The sequence below is a fragment of the Spirosoma arcticum genome (assembly GCF_054779955.1).
Genome location: NZ_BAAGXG010000012.1, coordinates 99,879 through 116,630 on the forward strand (window position 1 = coordinate 99,879; position 16,752 = coordinate 116,630).

The window sequence follows — 16,752 nt, forward strand, 5'->3', positions numbered from 1 at the left end:
TAATGTAGGAAATTTCAACCACCCTGCCTGTCAAATTGTGTGTGACGGTAGTTGTGGCTATGGTTAGTCCGCCATATTAGCTTTATCCACCAGGACACGTCGATTATCGATTCCTGTTATAGCCTAACTAAGCCGCCCAAACCCTGATTTGCACTATCTTAGCCAGATCGAACTGAACAACTGGCTACCTATGCGAAACGCCCTACTTCTTCTTTGTTTCCTTCTATCAATCAACCCGTTACTGGCACAGCGGCAAAAAATAGCCAAAGCGGTATCCACGTCCATCGCCGAAGGAGCGGTCAACGATGACCCATATTTCAAACCCGTCAAATGGCGAAGCATCGGACCGTACCGGGGTGGCCGGTCCGTCGCGGGAACCGGAGTGACGACCGATCCCCAACTGTACTACATGGGTACGGTGGGTGGCGGTATCTGGAAAACGGACGACGCGGGCATGACCTGGAAAAACGTCTCCGATGGTCAGTTGAAAACGTCGTCGGTGGGGGCCATTGGCATTTGCGACGCGGACCCGGCGGTGGTGTACGCGGGCATGGGCGAACACGCGCCACGGGGGGTGATGACCTCCCACGGCGATGGCGTCTACAAATCGACCGATGCGGGCAAAACGTGGCAACACCTGGGTCTCGACCTCACCCGGCACATTGCCGCCGTGCGGGTGCATCCGCAAAACGCCGATGTGGTCTTCGTGGCCGCGCAGGGTGCGTTGCATGGCCCATCGGCGGAGCGGGGCGTTTATAAAACCACCGATGGCGGTAAGTCGTGGAAGAAGGTATTGTACGTGGACGAGAACACGGGCTGCAACGACCTGAGTATGGATATGACCAACCCGCGTATCCTCTACGCGTCGATGTGGGAGCACCGGCGGCTCCCCTGGCAGGTGCAGAGCGGGGGCAAAGGCAGTGGTCTCTACAAATCGACCGACGCGGGCGAAACCTGGACGAAGCTGACTAAAGGATTACCCACGGAATTAGGTAAAATGGGCATTTCGGTGTCCCGCGCGAATCCCAACCGGGTTTACGCCGTGATCGAGTCCGATACGAAAGCCGAAAAAGGCGGGGTCTTTCTGTCCGACGACGCGGGCAAAAGCTGGAACCGGGTCAGCAAAGACCACCGCACGGTGCAGCGGGCCTGGTATTACATCGAAATCTTCGCCGATCCGGTCGATGAAAACATCGTGTACGTACTGAATACCTCGATGCTCAAATCTATCGACGGGGGGAAAACGTTCACGCCTATCACCGGCTCGCACGGCGATCATCATCATTTGTGGATCAACCCGGCGAACAATAAAAACCTGTTTCTGCTCAACGACGGCGGGGGCACCGTAACCTTCAACGGGGGCAAGTCGTGGTCGTCGGAAAATAACCAGCCCACGGCGCAGTTTTACCGCATTAATGCCGACAACCGCTTTCCGTACAATATCTACGGCGGACAGCAGGACAACACCTCGGTGATGATTACCAGCCGGACCACCGATGGCAGCGGCATCACGGATAAAGACTGGCGGGCGTCGGCGGGGGGCGAAAGCGCGTTTTTAGCCTTCAACCCCGACGACCCGCGCTACGTGCTGGGCGGCAGTTATCAAGGCACCATTGAAGTGCTCGATCAGCAAACGCATGAGGGTAAGGGCATCATGGTCGCGCCGATTCAGTACTTAGCGCAGCAGGCCAAAACGATGAAATACCGCTTCAATTGGAACGCGCCCATCATCTGGTCGAAACACGAGCCGAACGCGTATTACCACGCCGGAAACCGCCTGTTCAAAACCACCGATATGGGCCGAAACTGGTTGCCTGTCTCCCCCGACCTGACGCGCCACGACTCCACCCGGTTGGGCTGGGGCGGTGCGCCGTACACCAACGAAGGCGCGGGCGGAGAGAATTACGCCACCATCAGCTACGCGCTCGAATCCCCGACCGAAAAAGGCCTTCTCTGGACGGGCAGCGACGATGGCTTAGTCCACCTCACCCGCGACGGCGGCACGACCTGGACCAACGTGACCCCGGCGGGTTTGGGCGAAACGCTGATTAATTCTATCGAAGTATCGCCCCACGACAAAGCCACGGCCTACATCGCCACCACCCGTTACAAATTCAACGATTTTACCCCGGCCATTTACAAAACCACCAACTACGGCAAAACCTGGACAAAAATTACGCAGGGTATCCCCTACGGTGCTTATACCCGAACGGTTCGCGAAGACCCCGACCGCAAAGACCTGCTGTACGCCGGAACTGAAACGGGACTGTATATTTCCTACAACGGCGGCACCAACTGGCGACCCTGGCAACTGAATCTGCCCCTCAGTCCCATCACCGACCTCAAAGTGCATCAGGGCGACCTGATCGCGGCTACGTCCGGGCGGGCGTTCTGGATCTTAGACGATCTGGGGCCGATTCGGCAGTACAGCGAGAAAGTTAGCAAAGACAGTTTGCTGGTCTACAAACCGGAGGCTACCTACCGCGTATCGGGGAGCAGTGCGCTGGACAAAGTCGTTCAGGACGACGATGACGAAGAGTCCGGCAGCAGCCCCGGCCGTAGCGGTTTTGCAGGCACTAATCCCGCTACTGGCGTGGTGATTTATTACCAATTGCCCGCTAAAGTAGATACCAGCGCAACGCTTTCGCTGGAAATCCGGTCGGAGCAGGGCGCGGTGCTTCGCATGTTTAGCAGTAAGAAAGACAAGAAGTTTGTCCAGTTTCCCGGTGGCCCATCGCCGGAGCCGACGCTGACGATGAAGCCCGGCCTGAACCGGTTCGTGTGGAACATGCGCACCGAAACGCTGCCCTCTATCGAAAAGGTGTTTATCGAAGGCAATTACAGCGGCCGCAAAGTGGCTCCGGGTACTTATCAGGCGCAGGTGAAGCTGGGCAAACAGGCGAAAACTGTAGCGTTCAAAATCCTACCCGATCCCCGGCTCAACGCGTCAGCAGCCGACTACGAGCAGCAGCAGAAAACGCTCATCGCCATCGAAGACGGGGTTAAGGAGATTCATCAGGGTGTGAACCGGATGCGCAAAGCTCAGCAACAAATCAACGCACTGGTCGATCTCATTGACGATAAACCCAACCTGAAAGCCGTGGCCGACTCGGGCCGGGCGGTAGCCAAACGGATAAAGGTATGGGAAGAGAAAGTGATTCAGCCCAAGTCGCAGTCCAACGACGACGTTATTAATTTCGAGAACAAGCTGAGCGCCGATTATATGTTTCTGAAGGGCGAATTAGACGTGAACATGCCCTACGTCACGACCGGGCAAACCGCACGCTTAGCCGAACTCAACACCACCTGGCAACCACTAAAAACTGACATGAACCGGCTGATTCAGGATGATATTGGCCGCTTTAACGCCCAGTGCCGTCAGCTACAGATCGAGAAGATTACGGTGCCGGACGTGGCCGCTTCCGTACCGAAACAATAGGAGTCTTAATGCATAATGGGTAACGAATAATGTACAATGGTGCCAGTGGTCACATTGTACATTATTCGTTACCCATTATGCATTAACCATTTAACTATTGCCGCGTTACCTTGCTAGCTCCCGATGTTTCAGAGTCGAGTGTGCCGACCTGACCCATGTCGGCGTGGCTGGCTCCGCTGGCATCGACCTCGGCGCGGTCGACGGCTAAGCCGGTTGCTTCAATTTTGCTGGCTCCGGTCAGGTCGGCGTCTAACTGAGTCGCGTGGCCCCGCAGAATGACGTTCGATGCGCCCGACAGGCCGATGGTCAGTTTTTTGACGTCCCCATCGAACACCGTCCGGCAGGCTCCGCTCATGTCAATATTGAGGTCGTTGAACGAGCCGAAGCCGGTTAAACTAGCCTTTGATGCGCCCGACATCTTCAGTTCATTGATGGCGGGAACGGTGATGGTCAGGCCAATGCGTTTGCGGTCGCTCCAGTCGAACAGGCGGTTGTTTTCCATCGACACTTCCAGCGTGTTACCGTCAACGTCCACCTTCACCTCGTCTAAATCCTCTTCGCGACCATCGGCCACGACTTTATACGTATCGCCCTTGCGGAAACGAACCACGAATGCCCCCGACACGTCGACCTTCGAGAAATTGCTGGCGTTGAACTGCCGGGTGTGGTCGCCCATCTCGTCAAAATCTTCACCCAGTTCACCCGCTACGGCACTCTGCACGTCGTCGGTGAGGTCGGTCACGTCGTTATCTTCGCTGTCGGCGTCGCGTTCCCGTTCGCGGGGGAAGTTGATGCACACGAGGCCGTCTGCCTGGGTGAACTTCCAGAGGCTGGCCTGCATCCGGTCGATTTCTTTCTCACCAAACCGATTGCGAATGTAGCGGGCGAAGGCGGGCGTCATGCGAAACGGTTTTTCGTAGGGAATCTTCAGGTTCATCTCCAGATCCTGCATTCGGAAACGGGCTTTCGGCGCTAACTCGATACTGTTGTCGAACCGAATCACCGAATCCCGCTGCACGTACCGGTATTGAATCGTACGGGCATTGGCCTGGGCGTCGGCCCGGTTGCGGCCCTGCGCTTCAAACCGCTGAACTAAATTAAGATCCGTTCCTTCGTAGCCTTCCAGTTCCAGGTCCGCTCCAGTGTTGTATTCGCTGTCGATGTCGACCAGGTCGAACGTTGGCGTACCAGCCACCCGCAGCACTTTGGTCTCGTCAACAACGCCTTTCCGCTGGAAACTATTGATGAGGGGCGTGGCCGTTCCGCCAAACACCAGCATACTGACCAACCACACGCCCGCCAGGGTCAGTGCCGTGCGGCTGCTGATAACGCTGCGCGTCGTGATGAGCATAACCCCTAAAATTGCCAGTCCGAAGGCCGGAATAATGCCCACCGCAAAACCCGACACGATCATCGGCATCGTAATGTCAGACCGGAACAGTTGGGCCGGAAAGTCACCATCGCCGAAGTTCATGCCCGATTCTAACCCAATGGCCGCGCCCAGGAACGCTAAACAGGCCACCATCCCGGCGAAGGCGAGCACCAGCAGCAGGATACCGGCAAACACCCGGATAACGGCCACCACACCGTTCAGCAGCGGCCCCAGCGCACTGCCAAGCCCACCAATGATGGTGGCAATGGCCCGGAAGGGAAACAGCAGTACCCGCGTCAGGCCGCTTTCGTTGTTGGGCGCTTCGTTGATGTTCAGGTTCTGCTTAATGCTGCTCTCGATGTTTGAGAGGGTGATTGGGCGACCCTGCATTTCCATTTTTTCGGTGAGCGTATTAGCCGGGGGCGCAATCATCCAGAGCACGATGTAGAGCAGGAATCCGACGCCGAAGAATACGATGCCGAGCACGAATAGCAGCCGGACGACGCCTGTGTCGATGCCGAAGTAAGCCGCAATACCCGACGCGACGCCCCCGAGCACTTTGTCTTCGGGGTTACGGAAAAACTTTTTGATCGTCTTGTCTTCCTCAATCGTCCCCACGCCGGGCAGGGCAATCCACATAGCGATGTAGATGATGACCGTGAAGCCACTAAGTCCACCGAAGAAATCGCCGGAGTTACTGTTGGAAGCACCCATTAACGCGGGCAAACCAACTACCAGGGCAACGAAAATCAGGCGTACCCAAACCACGTCCATATTAAAGTAATGCGCCAGACCAGCCGCCACGCCCCCGAGGGTTTTCCGGCGCAAATCCCGAACCAGTTTACGCGGACCGGTATACGTGCCTGTGTTGCCGCTTTGGGCAGAACTGTAAGCACCGGTCGTAGAACCCGTTTGCTGGCCACCGGGCCGGGCGTTACCTGACCCCGGTGCCGAGTTGCGTCCTCCACTGGTTACTAACACTTCCTCTTCTTCCACGGCCTCAAAGTCGGCCACGGTTCCCATGGCGGCAATGAGTTCGTTAACGTCTTCGAGGGAAACGGCCTGCCGGTCGGCGGATTTGAGTTTGGCAAGAAGTTTTTCGGCAATGCGGTTTTCAATGTCCGTTACGATCTCCTGACTGTCTTCGTAAGTCGAAAAATACTGCTGGACGGTCGTCAGGTAACTTTTGAGTTTATCGTAGCCGTCTTCTTCAATGTGGAAAATGACCCCACTGATGTTGATGCTGATTGTCTTTTTCATGGTCTTAGATAGAAATAGTCTCGGTTAAGCGTTAGGGGAAGAACTGGTTTGGTCGGGCATGGTCATGGGCGCATTCGTGCCGTTGGCCGGTTTGCGGTGCTGCTCCGTCCGGCCGATGATCTGGTTGACCGATTCGGCCAGTTCCTGCCACGTTTCGGTCAGCGATTCGAGCGAATTGCGCCCTAAATCGGTCAGGATGTAATACTTACGCGGTGGCCCTGACGTGGACTCTACCCACTTATAATCGAGCAGACCCGCATTTTTGAGCCGGGTAAGTAACGGGTAAAGGGTCCCTTCCACCACCATAATGCGGGCGGAGGTGAGTTCATCGAGCATATCGGACGCGTAAATTTCGCCCCGCGATATGATGTGCAGGATGCAGAACTCCAAAATGCCCTTTCGCATCTGCACCTGAGCGTTTTCTATATTCATTGGTGTAGCCAGTTTCGTAAATTACATAGATCAAAGGTACAATAAGGTACTATGCAATGCAAGGTACTTTAATAAAAAATCGATAATTAGTAGATTGGTGGTCGAAAAAATGGACGAACGGCATGTATGGTGTGATTCACGATACTAAATGCGACATACGCAAACTAAATGCGACACTCCGCAAACTAAATGCGACAGTTTCAAGATTAAGTCGCGCCTTTCTTCGATCAGATTGTTCTCCCAACTGCATATACATGTAATCACCCTATGTCGGATCAGTCCGTCTTGTACAAGTTTAGTCCAAGCAGTATACTCAGACCGTTACAGTTAGTAGAAGTCCCAGAATTTGGTGTCGTCGAAAAATTGTTTGCACAACTTTATATACGTCTGTATGGTGTCTTTAAGGAACCGTGAACGAACTATTTTAGAGCGTCTGACATTAACGCACTTGCAAAAGCGAATTTCTCGCTTGATACAAGCTAAAATTTGTGTCCGCCGAATTGATCATTTCTAATGGTTGCTTTTATTTAGGTAAGTTTGAATTTCTTACTCTTGCCCTTCTATGACCCTATTTCTACTCCTGTCATTAGTTGTCGCCCTAATTTTTCTCCTGGTCCAAACTACTAAAATCAAGTCCAAAGAGCAGGAGTTGACTTTAGCCCAGAATGCAATTGATCAACAAATCCTTGCCGCAGCCACCCGGGAAGCGCAGTTGCAGGGTGAAGTCGACCAACTCAGCCAGTACCAACCCATTTTGGACGCTGAGCAATATGCCACTCAGGTACGTACCCAAGCGGAGAGTGAAGCAGCTACCGTTCTCGCCCGTGCTCAGCACGAGGCTGGCGATCTACGCGCGGCCGCAGCTAACGAACTCAAACAATCCCGCGCGGAAAGCAAAGATATCCGCGATCAAGCGGGCGTTAGAGCCCGCGTTCTGCAAACACAAGCCGATGGCGTACTGCTCGATGCCACTAAGGAAGCCGCCCGCATCGTTAGCATGGCTAATCAACGGGGCGAAGAAATTGCTGGTGAGGCCCTGGCGGCCGCCCGTAATGCAGCTGGCCTTGAGAAAACGATTCAAGCGCTCAAAAATGTCATTGACGGTTATGGCGACCAGTACCTGATTCCATCGTATGTCTTACTGGATGAACTGGCCGACGAATTCGGCCACACGCAAGCGGGCGAGGAACTAAAGCGGGCTCGTGAGCGGACAAGGTTGATGATGAGTACTCGGGTAGCCGCTAAGTGTGATTATGTCGAGGTAGTACGTAGTACCAGTGCCGTAAACTTTATTACCGACGCCTTCAATGGTAAAGTGGATACCGTGCTGGCCAGTGTCAAGCATGATAATTATGGTACGCTGAGTCAGCAAATCAAGGATGCATACGCTTTGGTTAACAACCTGGGTAAGCCATTTAAAGATGCCCGCATCACCCCGGAGTATTTACAGTCCCGTCTGGAAGAATTGCGCTGGGCTACCGTCCTTCATGAGTTGAAGTTGAAAGAGCGCGAAGAGCAGCGGCTCATTAAAGAACAGATTCGAGAGGAAGAGAAGGCCCGTCGCGACTTTGAAAAAGCCCAGCGCGATGCGGCCAAGCAAGAAGATACGATCCAGAAAGCTATCGATAGAATACAGCAACAAGCGGCTAAAGCCTCGGCCGAGCAGCAGTCGGCCTTTAACGATCAGCTTCGTGAATTAGAAGATAGATTACGGGTGGCCCAAGAGAAAAATCAGCGCGCCCTCTCAATGGCCCAACAAACCAAGTCCGGCCACGTCTATATTATCTCTAATATTGGCTCTTTTGGCGAACACGTCTACAAAATCGGCATGACCCGCCGTCTGGAACCTCTCGACCGTGTGCGCGAACTGGGCGATGCTTCAGTACCCTTTGAGTTTGACGTCCACGCGCTGCTCTTCAGCAACGATGCTCCAGCCCTGGAGCGCGACTTGCACCGCCACTTCCTAAATAATCAGATTAACAAGGTCAACCCGCGTAAAGAATTTTTCCGCGTAGATCTATCCCAGATTAAATCAGAAATTGAGCGTTTAGGGATCGACACGAAATGGACTCTTTCGGCAGTAGCCCGCCAATACCGCGAAAGCCTGGCCGTTGAGCAAGCCCTGAGCAACGACACACGTTACCGGGCTGAGTGGGAGAAATTCCAGTTAGAAAACATTCCTACTGAATTAGAAGCGGAAGAGCAGGAGCTATAAACTACCTTTCTATCCGATCAACCTTAATCCTTATTAATCTATGAGTTGGAAAGGAGCCGTCCGCTCGTTTGCCGCCACTACCCGGCGCATCGAGCGCGACCAGCAGCGACGAGCCCGGGTTGCCACGCAACAATTCAAGCAATTGCAAAAGGAGCAGGCAATAACCAGTGCAGCCCAAGCTGTACGCGATTATGACGAGTATATCAGCGTCATTAAATCCGTTCATTACGATCGCAGTGATCGGCTTGACTGGTCGGCAATGCAGCAGGAGTCTCCTCCAAGTTTACCCTTACTGAGTACCCAAGAGGAGCAGCGTGCTCAAGTCTCTTTAGATACTTACCAACCTAATTTCTTCGACCGGCTCTTCAGATTAGGGGCCCGTAAAATTCAGCGCCTGGAAGAGGCCATCGTTGTTGCCCGTCAGCGCGACTACCAGATCACCGTTGAGCATCAGGCCAAATACACCAGCCAATTTAACGAGTGGCAGGACCGGCAGGACCTCACTCGCCAGGTGCTGAATAGAGATTCCGATGTATATGCACAGGTGTTGGAGATTTTTGCGCCTTTTGAAGGTAACACTCACCTGGAGTCACGGCTTGAATACACCTTTACCGCTGACCACATCGAAGTTGATGTACACGTAAATAGCATGGACGTTATTCCCGATTTTGTCGTTAGCCAGCTTGCCAGCGGGAAGCTCTCCCGTAAGGCGTTGCCTGTTAGTAAATTCAACGAGCTCTACCAAGACTACGTATGCGGTTGCTTGCTGCGGGTGGCCCGCGAAGTGCAAGCTCTTTTGCCCGTCAGCCAGGTCGTTGTCCATGCCTTAGCGAAACAGTTGAACCCCATCAACGGCCAGGTAGAAAGCCAGGTTATTGTATCGGCCGCAATGCCCCGAGCTACCCTGACTGAACTCAATTTTATCACTTTGGACCCGTCTGATTCAATGCGCAACTTCAACCACAACATGAAATTCACCAAGACTGGTGGTTTCCAGGCCGTAGATCGCGTGGGCCTCGCGGCTCCGCTGCCCCTAAACAAACAGCGATGATTTATATTCGATTAGGATAACTTTAACAGATAGGCAAAAATTTAAAGAACAGCATCCCTTCCCGTCCTATCCTAAAGAATGACATCTATTTTTAGGATAGGATGGGGAAGCTCATCTTAAATACCTCTTAAATTTTTACTATCATAAACTATTCGTTTTCAATCATTTATTCGATTTTCAGCTACCGTTTCGAACCGCCAGCTCCATAGCTCAGTTTAGTTTACGAAAACTGTATTACAAAATAAGTACTTAATAGTCAATCATTTATATATAATAAATTTTAACTCTATTTTTCTATACCTTTATAGCCTGATAGACTTGTTATGGACCAGATTGACTCATTGAATAATGGCTTACAGCAAGAGAACGGTTTAAAAGAACCAGAATCCCTTGTTATTGAAGCCAAAAAGGCTCCTAATTCGCTCTTGGAACGGCTCATTCGGGAAGTGAGAACCGAAGCGCAGCCTAACATTCTGGCTTACAACCGGACTCACAACCGGCATAACCGTGGCCGATAGTAAAGACGTTAGGCCTATCCTTGATACGGTGCTGATTAAGGTAGCGAGCCGCTGTAATATAAACTGCACGTACTGCTATGTATACAACATGGGAGACGACAACTGGTCCCGGCAGTCTAAGTTCATGACGGCGGAAACCGTACAGGCAGTCTGCTCATCCCTGGCGTCATTGGCCTTACACCAGCGGGATTGCTTTAGTGTCGTGTTGCATGGTGGTGAGCCCCTATTGTTAGGCGCAGGCAGGTTGAGCGATTTACTAAAACAACTGCGGATTGTTCTACCCCCTCGCTATCCAATCAGTATTCAGACGAACGGTATACTTATCACAGAAGAAATTTTGAACATCTGTGCCCTGCACCAGGTAAGCGTAGCCGTCAGCCTTGACGGGCCAGCGCACGTTCATGACCGGTTTAGAGTCACCCATGGCAGCTCTGGAACGTTTGACCAAGTCATTACAGGGATAGCTACGCTACAGTCGCACCCGGAAGCCACTTTTCTTAACGCGGGCCTGTTGGCAGTAATCGACCCGGCTACTGACCCAGCGGAGATCTATAATTTCTTCAAAACGATGGGTGCGCCCAGCGTTGATTTTCTCTACAAAGATGGTAACCATACCGCTTTGCCAGTCGGTAAAGCGGCCGTGCAATCTTTGGAGTATGGTAAGTGGATGGTTGGCTTGCTGAATAGCTACATGAACGATGTCGATCCGCTACCGATCCGGGTTCTCGATGACATGCTGAAAGTACTCTTGGGAGGAAGTGTTTCCAAAGAAGGGTTAGGGGTCACTGATTTCGGGATTCTAATTATTGACACCGATGGTGGGCTCATGAAAAATGATACGCTAAAAAGCTCTTTCAATGGTGCCGATAAGTTTTTGCAACCGATCAATGTTAAGGAAACCAATTTGATTGATTTCCTGCATTCGGTTGAGTTTGACCAGTACCGACAGATGCAGAAGCCAACCAGCAAGAAATGTCTCGCCTGTGCGGAACTGAACGTCTGCGGTGGCGGTATGATTTTACACCGCTGGCACGGCCAGAGCGGCTTCAACAATGCTTCTGTATACTGTTCAGACCAACTCTATTTGATTGGCCACATGCGTCAACTACTCAGTGCCTATAGCTTAGACCATGCATACTGCTAAGGTGATCGATTTCTCAGATACTATAATTGAACAACGCCCTTTTCCGCACTTTTGCGCTAAGCAGGTTTTCTCCCCAGCGCTTGAGAAAGACATATATAATTGGTTGTCAAGCACCACCATCTGGGAGTTGACCCGAACAGAATTTTATGAGCAGTACGAATTTAGCCTGTTACATATTACGCTTCCGTCTAATTTACGCTATTTGATTGAAGACGGGCTGGTCAGAGCGGTCAAGGAGCAAATAGAAGCGACTTTTGAGGTTAGTGGTTTAGAATTAGCAGGTGCCACGGTGCATAAGCTTACCGACGGACAGCGCATAGGAGTGCACAATGATTTTATTGGCAAAGAGGAAAGTCATCGATTATTAGTGCAAATTAATGCCAACTGGATTGAGGATAACGGGGGGTACTTGCTCCTGTTTAATTCTGCTAATGCGGAAGATGTGAGCGACATTATCCTTCCGGTGAGTAATTCAGCATTTGGGTTCGAGATCTCTAATAGATCAAACCACGCAGTTTCCACGGTGTATAATTTCTCCCGCTACACGCTGGTATATACCTTTAAACAGTCAGAACAGCCATGAATGCACGTGCTCACGGATTAGCCTACCTTAAGAATGAGCCATTCGTTATTTGTGAGCCGACGTTAGCTGCTATTCTGGCACAGGACGGCTGGAATAGGCTGACTAAGGAAACCGGTATCAATACTGATACCTACAGCATAGCTAATTGCTTAAGTAATTTCAGACCTACTGCTTGCAATCAAAAACAGTTATCTGTTGCCGGAGTAGAAAAGATCATTGTTGAAATCCCTGATTTCCAGCGTCTACAAAGTTTTTACGACGAACACGGTCTTGATCCCTTGTCTGCAACTGAGCTCGAATCAAAACACGTGGTAGATAAGCTTCTACAAGCACTATCGCTGCTCCAACGAGTGAAACCGGTAGCCGCCAGCATTGGCAAGCTAGTTAAGACGTTACAAGTCTTGCGACAGGATGATGCCGAAATAGATACCAGCTACAGCCACCCCAAGATTCCATTCTCCATTTTTGTCTCGGTTTGTGAAGATGCTTCACTGCTTTCGTCACTGCGAGTTGCGGAGTCTATCCTGCACGAAGCCATGCACCTTCAGTTAACCCTGCTGGAGAATGTGATAGAATTGATACGCCCGAAGAGCAACAACCTTTATTACTCCCCGTGGCGCGACGAAGACCGGCCCGCCCGAGGAATATTACACGGTATATATGTTTTTAAAGCTGTTCATGACTTTTATGTTGCCTTCGCTACCGCCCATAATTGTTCCAATGAAGTAAAAGAATTTTTAGTAGATCGTATAGAACGTACTGGAAGCGAACTTGATTCGTTAAATAATTTTGATCAGATTTCTGATTTAACGAAGGAGGGAAAATCGCTTGTTGTCAATTTACTTGAATACCATATCGACTCAAATAATCTGAATACTGACGTAAATAATCAATTGCTGTTGCTGAAAACTGAGCAGCAGGCTTCTGACAGTCGCCAATAAAATTCTTAGCCCTTACAAAGCTGAGGTCATCTTGGCTAATACATGTTTCTATATCTGCCAATTTTTCGTCAATGTTACTAATTAATTCAAGTCTCATATCATCTAAATCACGTCTATCTAAATTACAGATTTTAATAGTTATCTTTCCAAACTCAGTTACACCTCTAATCAAATGATTTTCGAAGACTATATGTGCTCGTGGATCTTTGGCCCCGCCTGGATCAATTAAATAAGGAGTTTCAAGATTTATGTCGTAATGATGCGATTTTGCTCTTGTACTTTCATCAACTAAAGGAAAAAGATTTCCTTTAGTTGTATTGCATCGACAACAAACAAAGTATAAATTTGTCCATTCATAGCCTAACCAATAGTAACCCGGTTTTTTTAATTTTTCATCTCTTGTAGAGTGATAACCACCTTTAGGTCGATAATGCTCGACAGCTCCAGGCTCATCACCTTGATGTTTTTCACAGTAGCAGCATTTTAAATACTGTTCTTCTTTTAAAGCCTGTTTAATAATTTTATTTCCATATATTGTCTTTTTTATATCAAAACTTTCTCCGTTTTCATTGTACTTTTGTGGTGAAAAATCATATTCTTGTTGATTATGAGTGTTTTCTGAGTGACCAGCCTTAAAGAGATTATGGGGTGGTACTATTGACTTGTCTATTCGTCTCATAGTCTCAATCTATACTTTTGTTTTTAAGTTTCTGAACTAATTTAGAAAGTTCTTTTCTATTATCGATCTCTTCAGGTGTTTCTCCAGTTGGCAACTTTGATAACTTTGAATTAATTACCTTTAGGGCAGCCTCATCTTTCTCCGCTAATTTTTTCTTAGCTAACAAATGTTCTCGTTGCGCCACCAGTTCCTCATACGCCTTCCCGCGTGAAGACTTTAAGCCAAAAAAATCACTTGTTAGAATTTGGTCTACTCGCCACCCGTCAATGCCCTCAGGCTCGTTTTCAATTCTTACACTACCTTCCTCAAATTTCAAAACAGCATGGTTGGAGCGAACAGCTGCTTGCACCATAAGCGGACTGTGGGCTGTGGCAATAAATTGAATGTTGGGAAAATGCTTAGATAAATTCGCCATAATATCCTTCTGCCACCGAGGATGTAAGTGAAGGTCAATCTCATCAATCAATACTATAGCTGGCTCTTCTAACGGGTTCTCAGATTCGGCGTGATGCTTATTAAATAGCCGCCATGCCAAATCTACGGTCCAAGCAGTTACCGTTTTATACCCAAGACTAAAGTCCCCATATGGTATTTTCTGTCCGTGTTTCGTGTTTATGACAAAGCCCCCCTCCGAATTGTGACTTAATATCTTAGGTGGATTTATTTCAATATCCTTTATATGTTCAAAATCGGGCAGCAGCGCCACTAGCATCTGTTTTACGCGCTTTATAAATGATTTATACTTTTTTCTTTCAATCTTATCCTTAGAGCCTAAAGAAGCGTAGTGTAAGGTGTGAAGAATTTCTTCTACATCATAAAGTTCCGTTTTTTCTTGAATAAAGTTTGGTATTGTATCAAGAAGTTTAGGATTATTTAAATTCAACTTACCTAATTGCCTTGATGCACCATAAGCGTATATTAGCACTTCTTCTGTATAAAACACCCCATTCTCGTAAGCTTTTAAATTAGTTTCAACATCTTTTAATTTACCTAAATCATTAAGTTCAATAGTTATTTCTGTTTCACATTTGCTTACAGATGAAGTAGCTTTTTCATTCAGTTGATGATTTGCCACGAACAATGCTTTTGCTGTAGCCGTCTGCGTCTCCCCTAAACTTCTATGAACCAAACGCTCTAAAACTTCATTTTCTTCATCGTTAATCATTGGGGCTGGTTTTAAGCCATTAGTATCAGATGCATCATATGGCAATTGCGGTTTCATCCAAGCAATGAACCGTAGCAGATTAGATTTGCCAATACCATTATCACCAAGGATTAAAGTCCACTGCGAAATAGTTCCATCGGGTTTCGTAAGCTTTAATTCAGTACTATTAACAAATGTTTCAACATTCTTAAGTTCTATTTTCTTGATGTAAAATGGTATTGTTTTCATGAAAATATTTTTAATGTTGTTCTGTAAAATAAGCTATCATTGTAAAAAATCGAATTGCGAGTACATGGGAATTATTATTTGTACAGTTCTATAATTCGCTGGACCTGAACTGCCTGAAATGATTTGCCACGTCGGGTAAGAAACCCGTGCTCATTAAGCGTTCTGGCCACGTCACTCCAACTCTGGCCAGCCCCCCGGAGCGATTTGACCAAGGCTACTGCTCTTCGATTATTCTCATGACTACGGGCATTATACTGTCGTACTTCCAAACCCTTTTGAACAGCGACTTCTGTTAAATTCTCTGGTTTACCAAGAGTAAATCCAGCCCGTTTCTTTTCAGCAAGAGCCTTACGGGTTCGATCACCAATGACTTCCCGTTCGTGCTGAGCCATGGTAGCCATCACACCAATGGTAAGTGTATTGGCCTCCGGCATGTCAGCGCACACAAACTCGGCTCCCGAATCACGCAGGGTAAAGATGAAGGCCACATTACGAGTCAGCCGGTCGAGCTTGGCAATAAGCAGTACCCCTCCCCTCTCCTTACAGCAGGCGATTGCCCTGAGTAGTTCCGGCCGGTTATTCTTCTTGCCCGACTCAACGTCGGTGTACTCAGCAATGATCTCTCCCTTGTTATGAATGTATGAATTAACACTCGTACGCTGGGCGCTTAGTCCAAGACCACTGGCACCCTGTCGCTGGGTCGAGACCCGGAAGTAGGCAACGTACTGTTTGAGTCTCGATGAGTGTTCCACGGTGCAATATGGATGATGTGAAGTAAATATACTCTGATTTTACATTTTACAAACGTGCGTTTAAGAAATGTAAAATTCAATAATACCAAGAGTTCTGTACAAAATGTATAAAAAGTATGTAATGTAAGGTTGTTACAGATAGTACGATTCTATTGAAAATTACGCAAAATACAGATCATACGAATTCTAACATCTGTATGTTTAATAATGATTGTATAGATTTGTCACAATGTACAAATGTATTGATTAGCGCAGTTTATGAAAATGGTTCAATTGCATAAAGTATCGGCCCAGGAAGCCCGTGTCCAGTTATCTGATTTAATCAATAAAGCAGTCTATGGCCAACAGCCCTCCGTGATTACCCGTCAAGGTAAGCCAGTTGCCGTGTTGATAGCTTTTGAGGAGTGGCAGGTTTTCCAACAATGGAAGCAGAAAGAGCAGTCGAGATTGACCGATGACCATAATGAGTTGGTCAGCTTACTATATGAACCATTCGTTTCGACGGACCAATCGACCAATACTGAAAAAGTAGCCGAATCAGATCAAGCTAACTTAGGGGCTACTGAATATGAATCTCCACACCCTGAAGAAAATATAGCGAAGGAGACAACGAATTAGTCAATTAGCCACTCATCTGCGACAGTAAGCGCGCAAGCTTTGAGGTGTCCCTATTTATTGGAAACAGGTCGGTATTGACAGATAAATTTGTAAGCAAATGTATTGAATGAAATTGGTTCGCTAAAATAGACTACATAGTTCAGAAAATTCTGGATGTGCTCCAATATCGTGAACGACTAAACTGGACGGTTTTATTGAACGCCAAAAGTCGTGTTTTCGGCCACTTCCCCCTTCCCGGCTACCGTTCAGAAAAACCTCCGATTGCAATCTAGACTTACCAAAGTTGTATCGTCCTAAAATAAGTTGACCGTTTTGAGTTAGTCCGGCTATACGTTTACCCTTTTATGCTTAGTCC

At 48.8% G+C, this 16,752-nt stretch carries 13 protein-coding genes; 8 read left to right on the plus strand and 5 right to left on the minus strand.

All coding sequences use genetic code 11. The features are described from left to right. Positions 1-190 precede the first annotated feature (190 nt). Complete coding sequence (locus ACYVHB_RS24135; protein WP_461054377.1) at positions 191-3,439, plus strand: WD40/YVTN/BNR-like repeat-containing protein; 3,249 nt, start codon at positions 191-193, stop codon at positions 3,437-3,439. 94 nt (positions 3,440-3,533) lie between these two features. Here the strand turns inward: ACYVHB_RS24135 and ACYVHB_RS24140 are convergent, their stop codons facing one another. Together ACYVHB_RS24140 and ACYVHB_RS24145 are read right to left on the minus strand one after the other, a co-directional pair. Next, positions 3,534-6,071, minus strand: coding sequence for a GIN domain-containing protein (locus ACYVHB_RS24140; RefSeq protein ID WP_461054378.1), 2,538 nt, complete (start codon positions 6,069-6,071; stop codon positions 3,534-3,536). Positions 6,072-6,095: 24 nt separating this feature from the next. Then, the gene (locus ACYVHB_RS24145; RefSeq protein WP_461054379.1) at positions 6,096-6,503 is read right to left on the minus strand and encodes a PadR family transcriptional regulator; all 408 of its coding nucleotides are present in this window, start codon (positions 6,501-6,503) and stop codon (positions 6,096-6,098) included. A 562-nt stretch (positions 6,504-7,065) separates the two neighbouring features. Here ACYVHB_RS24145 and ACYVHB_RS24150 point away from each other — a divergent pair. The 6 genes from ACYVHB_RS24150 (at position 7,066) to ACYVHB_RS24175 (ending at position 12,955) form a co-directional block, all read left to right on the plus strand. Continuing rightward, positions 7,066-8,718: a DUF4041 domain-containing protein gene (locus ACYVHB_RS24150; protein ID WP_461054380.1), complete on the plus strand. Its 1,653-nt coding sequence runs from the start codon at positions 7,066-7,068 to the stop codon at positions 8,716-8,718. A gap of 40 nt (positions 8,719-8,758) precedes the next feature. After that, the gene (locus tag ACYVHB_RS24155; RefSeq protein ID WP_461054381.1) at positions 8,759-9,769 is read left to right on the plus strand and encodes a hypothetical protein; all 1,011 of its coding nucleotides are present in this window, start codon (positions 8,759-8,761) and stop codon (positions 9,767-9,769) included. 323 nt (positions 9,770-10,092) lie between these two features. Further along, a complete protein-coding gene (gene yhhA / locus ACYVHB_RS24160) occupies positions 10,093-10,287 on the plus strand; it encodes a YhhA family cyclophane-containing RiPP (protein ID WP_461054382.1) in 195 nt (64 codons plus the stop codon). A gap of 28 nt (positions 10,288-10,315) precedes the next feature. Beyond that, the gene (gene yhhB / locus ACYVHB_RS24165; RefSeq protein ID WP_461054422.1) at positions 10,316-11,431 is read left to right on the plus strand and encodes a cyclophane-forming radical SAM/SPASM peptide maturase YhhB; all 1,116 of its coding nucleotides are present in this window, start codon (positions 10,316-10,318) and stop codon (positions 11,429-11,431) included. After that, positions 11,418-12,014, plus strand: a complete 597-nt coding sequence (gene yhhC / locus ACYVHB_RS24170; protein WP_461054383.1) for a cyclophane-containing peptide 2OG-Fe(II) oxygenase YhhC — start codon at positions 11,418-11,420, stop codon at positions 12,012-12,014. The genes yhhB and yhhC overlap by 14 nt, the downstream gene beginning before the upstream one ends. After that, on the plus strand, positions 12,011-12,955 hold the full coding sequence (locus ACYVHB_RS24175; protein ID WP_461054384.1) for an aKG-HExxH-type peptide beta-hydroxylase: 945 nt from the start codon (positions 12,011-12,013) through the stop codon (positions 12,953-12,955). Before yhhC ends, ACYVHB_RS24175 begins: the two co-directional genes overlap by 4 nt. Here ACYVHB_RS24175 and ACYVHB_RS24180 read toward each other — a convergent pair. The 3 genes from ACYVHB_RS24180 to ACYVHB_RS24190 form a co-directional block, all read right to left on the minus strand. Beyond that, positions 12,849-13,634 (minus strand): HNH endonuclease family protein, encoded by a 786-nt coding sequence (locus ACYVHB_RS24180; protein WP_461054385.1) that lies wholly within the window; start codon positions 13,632-13,634, stop codon positions 12,849-12,851. The genes ACYVHB_RS24175 and ACYVHB_RS24180 overlap by 107 nt on opposite strands. 4 nt (positions 13,635-13,638) lie before the next feature. Beyond that, positions 13,639-15,027, minus strand: coding sequence for an AAA family ATPase (locus tag ACYVHB_RS24185; protein ID WP_461054386.1), 1,389 nt, complete (start codon positions 15,025-15,027; stop codon positions 13,639-13,641). Between the two features lie 74 nt (positions 15,028-15,101). Further along, complete coding sequence (locus tag ACYVHB_RS24190; RefSeq protein WP_461054387.1) at positions 15,102-15,779, minus strand: recombinase family protein; 678 nt, start codon at positions 15,777-15,779, stop codon at positions 15,102-15,104. Positions 15,780-16,037: 258 nt separating this feature from the next. Here ACYVHB_RS24190 and ACYVHB_RS24195 point away from each other — a divergent pair, with 258 nt between their 5' ends. Next, positions 16,038-16,397, plus strand: a complete 360-nt coding sequence (locus ACYVHB_RS24195; RefSeq protein WP_461054388.1) for a type II toxin-antitoxin system Phd/YefM family antitoxin — start codon at positions 16,038-16,040, stop codon at positions 16,395-16,397. Positions 16,398-16,752 lie beyond the last annotated feature (355 nt).